The 15,263-nt window shown below is 69.0% G+C and carries 12 protein-coding genes; 5 read left to right on the top strand and 7 right to left on the bottom strand.

The features are described from left to right. Positions 1-57 precede the first annotated feature (57 nt). The 3 genes from prpC (at position 58) to prpF (ending at position 5,286) form a co-directional block, all read left to right on the top strand. Positions 58-1,230, top strand: coding sequence for a 2-methylcitrate synthase (gene prpC, locus GD429_RS15000; RefSeq protein WP_034181628.1), 1,173 nt, complete (start codon positions 58-60; stop codon positions 1,228-1,230). Between the two features lie 65 nt (positions 1,231-1,295). Further along, on the top strand, positions 1,296-3,890 hold the full coding sequence (gene acnD / locus GD429_RS15005) for a Fe/S-dependent 2-methylisocitrate dehydratase AcnD (RefSeq protein ID WP_152857603.1): 2,595 nt from the start codon (positions 1,296-1,298) through the stop codon (positions 3,888-3,890). 202 nt (positions 3,891-4,092) lie between these two features. Beyond that, positions 4,093-5,286, top strand: coding sequence for a 2-methylaconitate cis-trans isomerase PrpF (gene prpF / locus GD429_RS15010; RefSeq protein WP_152857604.1), 1,194 nt, complete (start codon positions 4,093-4,095; stop codon positions 5,284-5,286). A gap of 58 nt (positions 5,287-5,344) precedes the next feature. Here the strand turns inward: prpF and GD429_RS15015 are convergent, their stop codons facing one another. The 7 genes from GD429_RS15015 to GD429_RS15045 all read right to left on the bottom strand — a co-directional run bounded on the left by GD429_RS15015 (position 5,345) and on the right by GD429_RS15045 (position 13,062). Then, a complete protein-coding gene (locus tag GD429_RS15015) occupies positions 5,345-6,283 on the bottom strand; it encodes an alpha/beta hydrolase (RefSeq protein WP_152857605.1) in 939 nt (312 codons plus the stop codon). A 228-nt stretch (positions 6,284-6,511) separates the two neighbouring features. Further along, positions 6,512-7,666, bottom strand: a complete 1,155-nt coding sequence (locus tag GD429_RS15020) for an acyl-CoA dehydrogenase family protein (RefSeq protein ID WP_152857606.1) — start codon at positions 7,664-7,666, stop codon at positions 6,512-6,514. 37 nt (positions 7,667-7,703) lie between these two features. Next, positions 7,704-9,026, bottom strand: coding sequence for an MFS transporter (locus GD429_RS15025; RefSeq protein ID WP_152857607.1), 1,323 nt, complete (start codon positions 9,024-9,026; stop codon positions 7,704-7,706). 10 nt (positions 9,027-9,036) lie between these two features. Then, positions 9,037-10,089 carry a porin gene (locus GD429_RS15030; protein WP_152857608.1) on the bottom strand — a complete coding sequence of 351 codons (1,053 nt, stop codon included), beginning with the start codon at positions 10,087-10,089 and terminating at the stop codon, positions 9,037-9,039. A 90-nt stretch (positions 10,090-10,179) separates the two neighbouring features. Beyond that, positions 10,180-10,980 (bottom strand): enoyl-CoA hydratase/isomerase family protein, encoded by an 801-nt coding sequence (locus tag GD429_RS15035; RefSeq protein ID WP_152857609.1) that lies wholly within the window; start codon positions 10,978-10,980, stop codon positions 10,180-10,182. Further along, positions 10,977-12,197: a CaiB/BaiF CoA transferase family protein gene (locus tag GD429_RS15040; protein WP_152857610.1), complete on the bottom strand. Its 1,221-nt coding sequence runs from the start codon at positions 12,195-12,197 to the stop codon at positions 10,977-10,979. The genes GD429_RS15035 and GD429_RS15040 overlap by 4 nt, the downstream gene beginning before the upstream one ends. Positions 12,198-12,279: 82 nt before the next feature. Next, positions 12,280-13,062, bottom strand: a complete 783-nt coding sequence (locus GD429_RS15045) for a crotonase/enoyl-CoA hydratase family protein (protein ID WP_152857611.1) — start codon at positions 13,060-13,062, stop codon at positions 12,280-12,282. Between the two features lie 136 nt (positions 13,063-13,198). On the opposite strand from GD429_RS15045, the gene GD429_RS15050 reads away from it, so the two are divergent. Both GD429_RS15050 and GD429_RS15055 read left to right on the top strand, forming a co-directional pair. Further along, positions 13,199-13,963 (top strand): IclR family transcriptional regulator, encoded by a 765-nt coding sequence (locus GD429_RS15050; protein WP_034181637.1) that lies wholly within the window; start codon positions 13,199-13,201, stop codon positions 13,961-13,963. A gap of 211 nt (positions 13,964-14,174) precedes the next feature. Beyond that, positions 14,175-15,227 carry a CaiB/BaiF CoA transferase family protein gene (locus GD429_RS15055; protein ID WP_152857612.1) on the top strand — a complete coding sequence of 351 codons (1,053 nt, stop codon included), beginning with the start codon at positions 14,175-14,177 and terminating at the stop codon, positions 15,225-15,227. Positions 15,228-15,263: the final 36 nt, after the last annotated feature.

Here is a 15,263-nt window from a genome sequence, read left to right on the forward strand (position 1 = left end):
GACTAAGCGCTAAAGCGCCAAGTGCGGTCGACACGATACATATTGGAGAACGGAAACATGAGCGAGACGAAAGACGCAGCAGCACCGGCCGCCGCAGGCGCCTTCAAGCCGAAGAAGTCGGTCGCGCTGTCGGGCGTGACGGCCGGCAACACGGCGCTGTGCACGGTCGGCAAGACCGGCAACGACCTGCACTACCGCGGCTACGACATTCTCGATGTGGCCGAGTCGTGCGAATTCGAGGAAATCGCGCACCTGCTCGTGCACGGCACGCTGCCTAACCTGACCGAACTGGCCGCGTACAAGACCAAGCTGCGCGCGCTGCGCGGCCTGCCGAGCGCGCTGAAGGCGGCGCTCGAGCAGATCCCGGCGTCCGCGCACCCGATGGACGTGATGCGCACGGGCGTGTCGGTGCTCGGCACCGTGCTGCCGGAGAAGGACGACCACAACCTGCCGGGCGCGCGCGACATCGCCGACCGCCTGATGGCGTCGCTCGGCTCGATGCTGCTGTACTGGTATCACTTCTCGCACAACGGCAAGCGCATCGAGACGGAAACCGACGACGATTCGATCGGCGGCCACTTCCTGCACCTGCTGCACGGCAAGACGCCGTCGAAGTCGTGGGTCGAGGCGATGCACACGTCGCTGATCCTGTACGCGGAGCACGAATTCAACGCGTCGACGTTCACCGGCCGCGTGATCGCGGGCACGGGCTCGGACATCTACTCGGCGATCACCGGTGCGATCGGCGCGCTGCGCGGGCCGAAGCACGGCGGCGCGAACGAAGTCGCGTATGAAATCCAGAGCCGCTACAGTTCGCCGGACGACGCCGAAGCGGACATCCGCCGCCGCGTCGAGAACAAGGAAGTCGTGATCGGCTTCGGCCACCCGGTCTACACGATCTCCGATCCGCGCAACAAGGTGATCAAGGGCGTCGCGCACAAGCTGTCGAAGGAAGCGGGCGACACGAAGCTGTACAACATCGCCGAGCGCCTCGAATCGGTGATGTGGGAAGCGAAGAAGATGTTCCCGAACCTCGACTGGTTCAGCGCGGTGTCGTATCACATGATGGGCGTGCCGACCGCGATGTTCACGCCGCTGTTCGTGATCTCGCGCACGTCCGGCTGGAGCGCGCACATCATCGAGCAGCGCATCGACAACAAGATCATCCGCCCGAGCGCGAACTACACGGGCCCGGAAGACCTGCAGTTCGTGCCGATCGAGAAGCGCTGATCGGGCGCCCGAGGGGAGGCCGGTCGGCTTCCCCCGCTCATGAATTCCCAGCTTTCCCCCACATCATGAATACCGCCAACCGCAAACCCCTGCCCGGCACGTCGCTGGATTATTTCGACGCGCGCGCCGCGGTCGAAGCGATCGCGCCCGGCGCCTACGACACGCTGCCGTACACGTCGCGCGTGCTCGCCGAAAACCTCGTGCGCCGCTGCGATCCGGCAATCCTCGCCGATTCGCTGAAGCAGATCATCGAGCGCAAGCGCGAGCGCGACTTCCCGTGGTTCCCGGCGCGCGTCGTGTGCCACGACATCCTCGGGCAGACGGCGCTCGTCGATCTCGCCGGCCTGCGCGACGCGATCGCGGACGGCGGCGGCGACCCGGCGAAGGTGAACCCGGTCGTGCCCGTGCAGCTGATCGTCGACCACTCGCTCGCCGTCGAATGCGGCGGCTTCGATCCGGACGCGTTCGCGAAGAATCGCGCGATCGAGGATCGCCGCAACGAGGATCGCTTCCACTTCATCGAGTGGACGAAGAAGGCGTTCGAGAACGTCGACGTGATCCCGCCGGGCAACGGCATCATGCACCAGATCAACCTCGAGAAGATGTCGCCGGTGATCCAGGCGCAGGACGGCGTAGCGTATCCGGACACCTGCGTCGGCACCGACAGCCACACGCCGCACGTCGACGCGCTCGGCGTGATCGCGATCGGCGTCGGCGGGCTCGAAGCCGAGAACGTGATGCTCGGCCGCGCGTCGTGGATGCGCCTGCCCGACATCGTCGGCGTCGAGCTGACCGGCAAGCGCCAGCCCGGCATCACCGCGACCGACATCGTGCTCGCGCTGACCGAGTTCCTGCGCAAGGAAAAGGTGGTCGGCGCGTACCTGGAATTCCGCGGTGCGGGAGCCGCGAGCCTCACGCTCGGCGATCGCGCGACGATCTCGAACATGGCGCCCGAATACGGCGCGACGGCCGCGATGTTCTTCATCGACGGCCAGACGACCGACTACCTGCGCCTCACCGGCCGCAGCGACGAGCAGGTGAAGCTCGTCGAAACCTATGCGAAGGCGGCGGGCCTGTGGGCCGATACGCTGAACAATGCGCAGTACGAGCGTACGCTGACGTTCGACCTGTCGAGCGTCGTGCGCAACATGGCCGGCCCGTCGAACCCGCACAAGCGGCTGCCGACGTCGGACCTCGCCGCGCGCGGGATCGCCGGCCAGTGGGAAGAGAAGGCGGGCGAGATGCCCGACGGCGCGGTGATCATCGCCGCGATCACGAGCTGCACGAACACCAGCAACCCGCGCAACGTGATTGCCGCGGCGCTGCTCGCGCGCAACGCGAACGCGCGCGGCCTCGTGCGCAAGCCGTGGGTGAAGAGCTCGCTCGCGCCGGGCTCGAAGGCGGTCGAGCTGTACCTGGAAGAAGCGAACCTGCTGCCGGAACTCGAGAAGCTCGGCTTCGGCATCGTCGCGTTCGCGTGCACGACCTGCAACGGGATGTCGGGCGCGCTCGACCCGAAGATCCAGCAGGAGATCGTCGATCGCGACCTGTACGCGACGGCCGTGCTGTCCGGCAACCGCAACTTCGACGGCCGCATCCATCCGTATGCGAAGCAGGCGTTCCTCGCGTCGCCGCCGCTCGTCGTCGCGTATGCGATCGCCGGCACGATCCGCTTCGACATCGAGAAGGATGTGCTCGGCCACGACCAGGACGGCAAGCCCGTCACGCTGAAGGACATCTGGCCGACCGACGAGGAGATCGATGCGATCGTCGCGTCGAGCGTGAAGCCCGAGCAGTTCCGCAAGGTCTATGAGCCGATGTTCGCGCGCAGCGCCGATGCGGGCGAGCGCGCGGCGCCGCTGTACGACTGGCGTGCGCAGAGCACGTACATCCGCCGTCCGCCGTACTGGGAAGGCGCGCTGGCCGGCGAACGCACGCTGCAGGGCATGCGCCCGCTCGCGGTGCTCGGCGACAACATCACGACCGACCACCTGTCGCCGTCGAACGCGATCCTCGCGAACAGCGCGGCCGGCGAATACCTCGCGAAGATGGGCTTGCCCGAAGAGGACTTCAATTCGTACGCGACGCACCGGGGGGACCACCTGACCGCGCAGCGCGCGACCTTCGCGAACCCGACGCTGATCAACGAGATGGCGGTGGTCGACGGCGCGGTGAAGAAGGGCTCGCTCGCGCGCGTCGAGCCGGAAGGCAAGGTCATGCGGATGTGGGAGGCCATCGAGACGTACATGAATCGCAAGCAGCCGCTGATCGTCGTCGCCGGCGCCGACTACGGCCAGGGCTCGTCGCGCGACTGGGCCGCGAAGGGCGTGCGGCTCGCGGGCGTCGAGGCGATCGCCGCCGAAGGGTTCGAGCGGATCCACCGCACCAACCTGATCGGGATGGGCGTGCTGCCGCTCGAGTTCAAGCCCGGCACGAACCGGACGACGCTCGGCATCGACGGCACCGAGACCTTCGACGTGATCGGCGAGCGTAAGCCGCGCGCCGACCTGACGCTCGTGATTCACCGCAAGAACGGCGAGCGTGTCGGGGTGCCGATGACGTGCCGTCTCGATACGGCCGAGGAAGTGTCGATCTACGAAGCCGGCGGCGTGCTGCAGCGTTTCGCGCAGGACTTCCTCGAATCGTCGCAGGCGGCATGACGGGAAGGCGGTACAAGCGGTAAAGGCGGTTCCGCGCGCCGTGGCGGTGCGCGGAACATAGGGCCGGTTGTCGCGGCGGCGCAGGGGCGCCTGCCGCGCGGCCGGCCCGATTCGGTTTGCTGCGCATGGCTTCGGCATGCGAAGCATCGGGCGGGAAGCGGTGTCGATGCACCGGTTCCCGCCGACCTGGGATAAAACGGACATGGCTCACATTCCTCAAATCAGGATTCCCGCGACCTATATCCGCGGCGGCACCAGCAAGGGCGTGTTCTTCCGGCTGCAGGACCTGCCCGATGCGGTGCAGGTGCCGGGCGCCGCGCGCGACGCGCTGCTGCTGCGCGTGATCGGCAGCCCCGATCCGTACGGCAAGCAGATCGACGGGATGGGCGGCGCGACGTCGTCCACCAGCAAGACGGTGATCGTGTCGAAGAGCACGCGCCCCGGCCACGACGTCGACTACCTGTTCGGTCAGGTCGCGATCGACAAGGCGTTCGTCGACTGGACCGGCAACTGCGGCAACCTGTCGGCGGCGGTCGGCCCGTTCGCGATCGGCGGCGGGCTCGTCGATCCCGCGCGCGTGCCGCGCGACGGCATCGCGACCGTGCGGATCTGGCAGGCCAACATCGGCAAGACGATCGTCGCGCACGTGCCGGTCACGAACGGCGCGGTGCAGGAGACGGGCGACTTCGAGCTGGACGGCGTCACGTTCCCGGCCGCCGAAGTGCAGCTCGAATTCATGGATCCGGCCGCCGAGGAAGAGGGCGCGGGCGGGTCGATGTTCCCGACCGGCAACCTCGTCGACGATCTCGCGGTGCCGGGCGTCGGCACACTGAAGGCGACGATGATCAATGCGGGGATCCCGACGATCTTCGTCGAGGCGGAGGCGATCGGCTATACGGGCACCGAGCTGCAGGACGCGATCAACGGCGACGCGAAGGCGCTCGAGAAGTTCGAGACGATCCGCGCGCACGGCGCGCTGCGCATGGGACTGATCGATACGCTCGACGAAATCGCGACGCGGCAGCACACGCCGAAGATCGCGTTCGTCGCGAAGCCGGCCGACTACGTCGCATCGAGCGGCAAGCGCGTGAACGCGGGCGACGTCGACCTGCTGGTGCGCGCGATGTCGATGGGCAAGCTGCACCACGCGATGATGGGCACGGCGGCGGTCGCGATCGGCACGGCCGCGGCGATCCCCGGCACGCTCGTCAATCTGGCGGCGGGCGGCGGCGAACGCAACGCGGTGCGCTTCGGGCATCCGTCGGGCACGCTGCGCGTCGGCGCGGAAGCGCAGCAGCAGGAGAATGGCGAGTGGACCGTCACGAAGGCGATCATGAGCCGCAGCGCACGCGTGCTGATGGAAGGCTGGGTGCGGGTGCCGGGCGACGCGTTCTGATCGTTGCCGGTTGTATCGGTGGAAATGCGGGCGGCTTCGGCCGCCCGCGTCGTTTCGGCTAGCCGTGCAGGAAGCGGCGCAGCGCGTCGTGGCTGAGGCGGCGTGCCGTTTCGGAGAGTCGCGCGTCGGGCACGATGTCGAAACCGTGCACGCCGCCGGGGAGCACGTGCAGTTCGGTCGGCACGCCGGCGCGGAGCAGCCGCCGCGCATAGTCGAGGTTTTCTTCGAGGAACAGGTCGAGCGAGCCGATCGACAGGAACGTCGGCGGCAGGCCGTCGAGCTTTTCCGCGCGCGCGGCGGCGGCATACGGCGACACGCCGTCGAGGCCCGGCGCGTGGCCGAGCAGCGACGCCCAGCCGAACCGGTTGTTGGCCGCGTGCCAGACGAACTCGCCGGCATGCGGGTGCGGCGTACGCGTACAGGTGCGGTCGTCGAGCATCGGGTAGATCAGGTGCTGGAACGCGAGCCGGTATTCGCCGCGGTCGCGCGCCAGCAGCGCCAGCGCGGCGGCGAGCCCGCCGCCCGCGCTTTCTCCCATGACGCCGATGCGTGCCGGGTCGATGCCGAGCGTTTCGGCATGGCGGAAGGTCCATGCGAGGCCCGCGTAGCAATCCTCGATCGCGCCGGGGAACACCGTTTCCGGCGCGAGGCGGTAGTCGATCGAGATCAGCACGCAGCCGAGCTGCCTGACTACCTGACGATGAATGGCCTCCAGGTCCTTCGCCGCGCCGCGCACGTAGCCGCCGCCGTGCATGTGGACGATCGCCGGGAGCGGTCGCGCGGCGTCGTCGGGCGTGTAGATGTGGAGCGGGACGTCCGGCGCGCCGGCGGGGCCGGGCACGGCGCGGCGCTCGAGCGTGCTGCCGGCCGGGTCCGGCGGCGGCAGCGGCAACACGCGTTCGCGCGCCTGCGAGAGGTTGTCGGCGCTGAGCGTGACGGTCGGCCACACGTCGAGCAACGGGCGGATTTCGGGATCGACGAGATGCAGGGTATCCAAGCGGTTGCTCCGTGATTGGGTGGCGGCGATAACGGATGAACCGGCGTCGCCGCAGCGGGGCTCGGGGGCCGGCATGCCGCGGCAGACGGGCGGTGCCGCCGGACGCGTGTCATGTGCGGCACGACAGTGGGCTGACATTGCTGTCGACGCGCAAGTTCCCGCGGCGGCGCCGACCGGCGCGACATCGTCGTCGTGATGCGTCGTGCGCGGCCCGCGTGGCGCGGATGCCTACAGCACGCTGCGTGCGACGACCCAGCGGTGCACCTCGCTCGGGCCTTCGAAGATGCGCATCAGCCGCGCTTCGCTCGCCATCTGCTGCAACGGCAGTTCCTTCGTCATGCCCATCGCACCGAGCGTCTGCATCGCGTGATCGATGACGGTCCACGCCATTTCGGTCGCGAACACCTTGACCATCGAGATCTGCGTGCGCGCATCCTGCCCGGCATCCACCCGTGAGGCCGCTTCATAGGTCATCAGGCGGCACGCGTGGATGCGGGTCAGCGCATCGGCCACCCACCACTGGACGGCCTGGCGCTCCGCGAGCAGCACGCCGAACGTCGTGCGCTGCTTCGCGTATTCGCACAGCAGCGCGACCGCGCGCTCGGCGCGGCCGATGCACCAGGCCGCCATCTGCAGCCGCCGGTTCGACAGCCGCCCCTGCATCGGCACGAAGCCTTCGCCTTCGCGGCCGAGCAGTTGCGTGGCGGGAAGGCGGCAGTTTTCGAGCACGATCTCGTAGGTGGACAGCCCGCCGATCATCGGAATCCGGCGTTCGATGATGAAGCCCGGCGTATCGCGCTCGACGATGAAGGCCGAGATGCCGCCGCGCTTGCCCTTGCTGCGGTCCGTCAGCGCCATCACGATCGTCCAGTCGGCTTCGCTCGCGTGGCTGATCCAGATCTTGCGCCCGTTCAGCACCCAGCCGTCGCCGTCGCGCTCGGCCGTCGTCGACAGCATGCTCGGGTCCGAGCCGGCACCTGGTTCGGAGATGGCCATCGCGGAGCGCGTGACGCCGCGCGCATAAGGGGCGAGATAGCGGGCGCGCTGCGCGTCGTCGGCCGCGTCGCACAGCATCCTCAGGTTCGGCGAATCGGGCGGCAGCACGTACGGCGTCACGGTCGTGCCGATCGCTTCGTTCACGCCGACCATCGCGACGGCCGACAGGTCCGAGCCGCCGGCGTCGAGCGGTGCGTCGAGCCCCCACAGGCCGAGCTGCCGCGAGCGTTCGTCGAGCCGCGCGCGCTCGTCGGCGAGCAGCGCGAAGCGCTGGCCGTCGGCCTCGCGCGCCATCACGGCCGCTTCGAGCGGAATCAGCTCGTCGTTCACGAAGCGCGCGACGAGGTCCTTGATCATCCGGTGTTCGAGTTCGAGTTCGAAATTCATGTGCGGATCAATGAGTGAGTGAAGGAGACCGGCGCGGTCAGCGCGCGGCTGGAAGCGGCGCCGCCCGCGCGCGCAGCGTGCCGAGCAGCGCCACGCAGCCGGCCGCGAGCAGTGCCGCGTTGAAATAGAGTCCGCCGCGCATCGACCCGGTGACCGTGTTGAGCACGCCCATCAGGAACGGGCTCGCGAACCCGCCGATCGCGCCGGACATCGTGATCGCCGCGATCGCGACCGCCATCGAGCGCTTCGGCAGCGCGAGCCCCGGCAGCACCCAGAACGCGGGCAGTGCCGCGGCATGCGCGGCGACCGCGATGCAGAGCGCGATCATCAGGTGCGGCGTGCCGTCGACGCTCGCCAGCCCGGCGAGCGCCGCCGCGCAGGCGAGCATTGCGACCGCGCCGTGCCCGCGCCATTCGCGCCGGCGCTCGGTGTGCCAGCCCATCCCGAGCATGCCGACGATGCCGCACAGGTAGGGCAGTGCGGTCAGCATCCCGATCTGCATCGCGCCATGCAGGCCGCCGCGATGCAGGATCACGGGCATCCAGAACACGAGCGCGTAGCCGGCGGCTGCGATCGCAAAATTGGCCGCGCACAGCAGCCAGAAATCGCGATGCGCGAGCAGCGGCCGCGCCGCGTTCGCACCCGGCGTGCCGGCTTCGGCATGCGCGTGTGCGGCGCGCAGTGCGGCCTTGTCGGTGTCCGACAGCCAGCGTGCGTCGTCCGGCCGGTCGTCGAGAAACCGCAGCGCGACGATGCCGATCGCGCTGCTCGGCAGCCCTTCCACGAGAAACAGCCATTGCCAGCCGCTCAGGCCGGCCGCGCCGTCGAAGAACGTGAGGATCGCGCCCGACACGGGCCCGGCGATCAGCCCCGCGAGGTACAGCGCCGTCATGAAGAGCGCGAACGCCTTCGCGCGCTGCTTCGGCGGATACCACGCGCCGAGATAGAACAGGATGCCGGGGAAGAAGCCGGCCTCGAACACGCCCAGCAGGAACCGGCACGCATAGAACTGCGCGGGCGTCGTGACGAACATCGTCGCGGCCGAGCCGAGCCCCCACAGCACCATGATTCGTGCGATCGTCCTGCGCGCGCCGATCCGCACGAGCAACGCGTTGCTCGGAATCTCGAATGCCATGTAGCCGATGAAGAAGATGCCCGCGCCGAGTCCATAGACGGCGTCGGAGAAGTGAAGTTCGGCGGCCATCTGCGCGTGCGCGAAGCCGATGTTGATCCGGTCGATGAACGACAGCGTGTAGCAGAGGATCAGGAACGGCAGCAGCCGATGCGAGATCCGGCGGTAGAGCGCCCGCGTCGCGCCATCTTCGACGGCGGTCGGGTGGGTGGTAAGGGTCGGGGTCATGGGCACTCCGTCAGAAGCGGTGAACGATGCCGAGTGCGAACACCTGCTCGGTGCCGCCCGGTTGCGGCTGCAGGCCGACGACGATCGTGTTGCGCGCGTCGCCGCCGTTCTTCAGGTAGAGATAGCGCGCGTAGAGCGAAGTCCGCTTCGACAGCGGATGGTCGTACCCGACGCCGAGCGCGGTCGCGTCGTGCGCCGAGCCTTTCACGTCGCGGCGCACGACCGACACGAGCACGCGATCGAGCGCGCCGACGTTGATCGATGCGCCGACGCTCGCGGTCGAGAACGCTGGCAGGTTCGGCGCCGTGCTGGCGCCATGGAGAAACGCGGCGTACAGCTTGACGCGCGCGAACGCGTAGTTGGCCGCGAACACGTAATGGCGGGTCGTCGACGGGTAGACGACGGGCGACGGGTTGCCGGCCGACACGTCGCCCTGGAAGCCCGCGCCGAGATAGAGCCCGCCGATCCGGTACTGAAGCCCGGCGCCATAGTTGCGCCCGGCCTGCGTGGACAGCGCGTTCGGCGTCGGAAAGCCGTACGTGGCCATCACGCGCAGGCCGTTCCAGTCAGGGCTGAGATACGACGCCGCCTGGTTGAAGCGCGGAATCGGCGGCGTCGTGTTGCTCGTGATCGTATCCGTCGACGTCGCGAGCAGCGCGAGCGGCGACATTCGCTCGTTGAGTCCGAACGGATCGCCGTCGTACACGACGTAGAACGCAGGCGTGTATTGCCGGCCGAGCCGGAGGTCGCCGTAGCGGGTGTTCTGCAGCGACACGTATGCCTGCCGGTAGAACAGTGTGCCGCCCTGGAACGATCCGTCGGCAGGCGAGAAGCCGCTTTCCAGCACGAATTTCGTCGACGTGCCGCCGCCGAGATCCTCGACGCCCGTCAACCCGATGCGGCTGGTCGACGATCCGCCGCCGCTCTGCCGCACGCTCGACAGGCTGCCGATGCGATCGAATTCGACGTAACTGTCGACGATCCCGTACAGCGTGACCGACGACGCTTGCGCCGGCGACGCGCACAGCACGCAGGCGCCGACCAGGAATGCTTTCCGTTGCATGAAGGTGTCTCCGTTCCATGTCTTTTTCTTGCGCGCCCGCGTTCTGGGAGCGGTTGCGCGCGTCGTGTCGCCCGCCGTGCTGCGTCGGGCTCAGTGCCCCTTGAACACCGGCTTGCGCTTCTCGAGAAACGCGCGGGCGCCTTCGATCCGGTCCTCGCTCGCATAGACGTCGGGGCCGGCGTCCAGCCGCAGCGCCGCGGCAACCGGCAAGCCCTGGCTGCGTGTTGCGGTTTCCTTGATGCGGCGGATCGTGAGCGGCGCGTTCGCGGCGATCGCCAGCGCCAGTTCGCGCACCGTGTCGTCGAGCGCGGCACCGGGAACGACGCGGTTCAGCAACCCGACGCGCTGCGCTTCGTCCGCGTCGAAGCGGCGGCCCGTGAACAGCAGCTCCATCGCGACGGCGCGCGGCAGCATGCGCGGCAGCAGCACGCTCGCGAAGTTCGCGCCCATGCCGACCCGCGCTTCGGGCAGCGCGAAATACGCGTGATCGGCGGCGATCCGCAGATCGCAGGCGAGCGCGATTTCAAAGCCGCCGCCCACGGCGAAGCCGTTGATGGCCGCGATGGTCGGCTTGCGCAGCTCCAGGATCAGCTCGTGCACGTTGCGTGCGAGCCCGCGCATCGGCCGCATCCCGCGCATCTCGGGATCGCCGAGATCGATGCCCGCGCTGAAGGCGCGTTCGCCGGCACCGCGGATGACGATCGCGCGAATCGCGGGGTTGTCGTCGAGCGTGACCAACTCGTCGCACAGGCGCCGGATCGCTTCGGCGGACAGCGCATTGGCGACATGCGGGCGATGGATCGTCAGCCACGCGACGCCGTCGTCGTCGTTGCGCAGGATCGACGGGGCGTCGTCGCCCGTCAGCGAAGAAAACGTGCTCGACGTGGTCATGACGTGCTCCCGGTCGCGGTTGCGCGCGTGTCGTGGAGCACACCCGCCTGCCGCAACGCATCCCGACGGGCCGCATCGATGCCGAACGCGTCGAGCACGGCGTCGGTGTCGGCGGCGAACGGCCGGGGCGGCCGGCGTATCGATCCGGGTGTGCGGGAGAGTTTGGCCGGGATGCCCGCGCCGGTGTACGCATCGGTATTGACGAACATCGCGTTGCGCGCCGCCTGCGGATGACCGAATGCATCGGCCACGGTGTTGACCGGTCCCGTCGCGACGCCCGCGTGCAGCAGCCGTTCGACGACGTCGTCGGCGCTCAGTTCGGCGGTCAGTTGCCCGAGCAGCGTATCGAGCGCGTCGCGATGCGCGACGCGCTGCGCGTTGGTCGCGAACCGCGGATCGCGCGCAAGCTCGGGCACGCCGAGTGCTTCGACGAGCCGCACGAACGTGCGGTTGTTGCCGGCGCCCGTCGCCACCGGCTTGTCCTTGCACGGATAGACGCCGTACGGTGCGATCGCGCCATACACGTTGCCGGTCGCGACGGGAACGTCACCGGTTGCCATCCAGCTCGTGCTGACCGGGTGCAGCATCGACAGTGCGGTGCTGAACAGGTCGATGTCGACGTGCTGCCCGAGACCGGAGCGCGTCCGTTCGACCAGCGCGAGCAGGATGCTCGACACGGCGCTCAGGCCGGCCGCGAAATCGACGACCGGAAACGGCACCTTGAGCGGCATGCCGCCCGGTTCGCCGTTGATCGACATGAAGCCGGCCAGCCCTTGCGCGACGGCGTCGTAGCCCGGAAACCGCGCGAGCGGGCCGTCGGTGCCGTATCCGGAGATCGAACAATGCACGAGGCGCGGGAAGCGTTCGCGCAGGCAGTCTTCGTATCCGATGCCCCAGCGTTCGAGCGTGCCCTGCTTGAAGTTGTCGACCAGCACGTCGGCCGTCTCGAGCAGGCGGAACAGCACGTCGCGTCCGTCGGGATGCGACAGGTCGAGCGCGAGATTGCGCTTGTTGCGGTTGAGCCCCCAGTAGTAGCTGGAGATGCCGCCCGGCATCGCGGGCCCCCAGTCGCGCGTCTCGTCGCCTTGCGGCGGTTCGATCTTGATGACGTCCGCGCCGTGGTCCGCGAGCGTCTGCGCGCAGAACGGCCCCGCATAAACGCGGCTCAGGTCCACCACGCGCACGCCCGCGAGCGCGCCTTCGTTGTTGCTGGTCATGACGATGTTTCCTTCGATGTGGGATTCGATGGTCCGGCATGCCGGCACGCGCCGGCCGCACGGCGTTCGACGCGCCGCCGGTTCAGCCGCGCGCGGCGAACAGCGCGTTCACCGCCGCGCGATGTTCGGGTGTGGCGTGCGCGAACGCCTGGTACGAGGCCGACAGGTCGAGCAGCGTGTCGAGGCTCGCGTGCCGGCCTTCGCGCAGCAGTCGCTTGGTCAGGCGCAACGCGGTGCCCGAGTGGCGGGCGATGCGGCCGGCCAGTTCGTGCGCGTGCGCGAGGAGGTCGCCGTCGGGAACGACGCGCGACACGAGCCCGCAGCGCAGCGCCGCCTGTGCGTCCAGCGCGTCGCCCGTGAACGACATTTCCGCGGCGACGGCGGCGCCGACGATCTGCGGCAGGAACCACGCGCCGCCGTCGCCCGGCACGAGGCCGAGCGTGATGAAGCTCTCGGCGAAGCGTGCGCTGTCAGCGGCAATGCGGATGTCGCACATGCATGCGAGATCGGTGCCGGCGCCGATGGCCGGGCCGTTGACCGCCGCGATGGCCGGCACTTCGAGCTGCTGGAACGCGTGCGCCACGCGCTGTATGCCGCGGCGATAGCTCGTCCGGATCGCCGCGAGATCGTGCGGGTCCGATTCGATGAACGTGCGCATCGTCTTCACGTTGCCGCCCGACGAAAACGCCGCGCCGGCGCCGGTCAGGATCAGCACGCGGATCGATGCGTCGCGGTTCGCGTCGTCGCAGCATTCGGTCAGCGCGTCGATCGCATCGGTATCCGAAATGGCGTTGCGGGTTTCGGGACGGTTCATCGTGACGGTCAGGATCGGTCCCTGCCGTTCACGGATCAGAAAGGCTGCCATGGTGTCTCCGTGAGTGCTGTGCCGCGGGACTTCACGCCGCGGGTCGAAGCCTAGTATCGTCACGACGGTTGGCGGCGGGAAATTCCATTCCACATATGTGGAAGATCCCGTCCCGGTTGCGTGCGGAGAGGGCGGGATGAGTGGAAACGTGGTCAAGAGCGCGGCGCGCGTGTTCGAGGTGCTGGAACTCTTCAGCACATTGCAGCGGCCGCTGAGCGTGCGCGAGATCGCCACGCGCTGCGGCTATCCGGGGTCGAGCGCGGCGGCGCTGCTGACCAGCATGAAAGCGCTCGGCTATCTCGCGTACGACGACGCGACGCATGCCTATGCGCCCACCGCGCGGCTCGTCAATCTCGGCGAAGCGCTCGTCGATTCGGCGGCAGGCAGCCGGCGGCACTGGCACGCCGTCGCGATGCGACTGGCAGCCCGCACGCACGAGGCGGTCGTGATCGCGGTGCAGAGCGATCTGTATGTGCAGTACATCGACGCGGTCGCGGGCTCCCATAGGATTCCGATCCAGTTCTATGCGCCGATCGGCACGCGCCGCGAGATCTGCATGTCGAGCCTCGGCTGGGCGCTGCTGAGCATCCAGCCGGACAGCACGATCCGCCGGCTCGTGGCGCGCAGCATCCGGCGGTTCGGGAAGTCGGGCAGGACGATCGACGAGGACATCGTGCTGGACAAGGTCGAGCAGACGCGCCGGAACGGCTATTCATATTCGGCGCATACGGTGACGCAGGGCGCCGCAATGGTCTCGATGGTGATCGCGGACGGCTGGAACGGTCTGCCGCTGGCGATGGGCGTGGCCGGGCCCGTCGAGCGGATCGACGCGCATCGCGACGCGATCGTGCGGGCGATGCGGGAAGCGCTGGCCGAGCGCGCGGATGAGGCGGCCGGCTAGCCGCGCGAGGCTGGCTCGTGCGCTGGGCCTTGCCGGCATCGGGCGAGTGCCGGTGCCTGACGACGATCGAGGGCGAGCGATGGCGATGCGGCCGGGACGTCGGTCCCGTGTATCGGCCCGGCCATCGTGCGTGCCGTGCCCGTTGCACGCATTCGCATAGAATCGATGCGTTTCCTTGCCCCTGTCCCGGTTGCATTTCAGCGAGGTCGCAATGTCATTGAGCGCGCCGCTTGCCGGCATCCACATCGTCGAATTCGAAGGTCTCGGCCCCGGCCCGCTCGCGGGCTGGATGCTCGCCGGGATGGGCGCGCGGATCACGCTGATCGCACGCCCGTCCGGCCGCACGAGCGCGCCCGACGCGCTGCGTGGCCGCGACGGCGACCTGCTGCGCGAAGGCAAGACGATCGTCGAGCTCGACCTGAAGGCGGCGGCCGGCCGCGATGCCGCGCTCGAACTGATCGCGCAGGCCGACGCGCTGATCGAGGGGCTTCGGCCCGGCGTGATGGAGCGGCTCGGCCTCGGGCCCGACGATTGCGCGCGCCGCAACCCGAAGCTCGTGTACGGGCGGATGACCGGCTGGGGCCAGCACGGCCCGCTCGCGGCCGCGGCCGGGCACGACCTGAACTATGTCGCGCTGACGGGGCTGCTGTCGCTATCGGCACCGAACGACGGCCGGCCGGGCCTGCCGCCGACCGTCGTCGGCGATGCGGGCGGCGCGCTCGGGCTCGCGTTCGGGATCGTCTGCGCGCTGTTCGACGTGCGCGGCGGCGGGCCGGGGCGCGTGGTCGACGGCGCGATCGTCGACATCGTATCGATGCTCGGTTCGCTCGCGCTGTGGGCGCGTGCGAACGGGCAACTCGATGGCACGCAGCCGAGCCTCTTCCACGACGCGCCGTTCTACGACGTGTATCGCTGCGCGGACGGCGAATGCGTGACGATCGGCGCTCTCGAGCCGCCGTTCTATGCGCTGCTGGTCGAACGACTCGGGCTCACCGACGTCGATCCGGCGTCGCAGTACGACCGCGCGCGCTGGCCCGCGCTGAAGGCACGATTCGCCGACGTGTTCGCGCAGCAGCCGTCCGCGCACTGGCGCGCGCTGCTGGAGGGCACCGACGCGTGTTTTGCGCCTTTGCTGAGCGTGGCCGACGCGGTGGTGCATCCGCACAACGCGGCGCGTGGGATCTACCGTACCGACGAGAACGGCAACGTGCGGGCGCGCGTGGCGCCGCGGTTCCTGCCGCTGGCGGGGGACGACGCGGGTTAGCGGCGCGGAGGCGCGCTGCTTCGCGGTATCGGGTGA

Source organism: Burkholderia sp. BE17 (assembly GCF_009362305.1).
In the GTDB taxonomy this organism is placed as follows: Bacteria; Pseudomonadota; Gammaproteobacteria; order Burkholderiales; family Burkholderiaceae; genus Burkholderia; species Burkholderia pyrrocinia_C.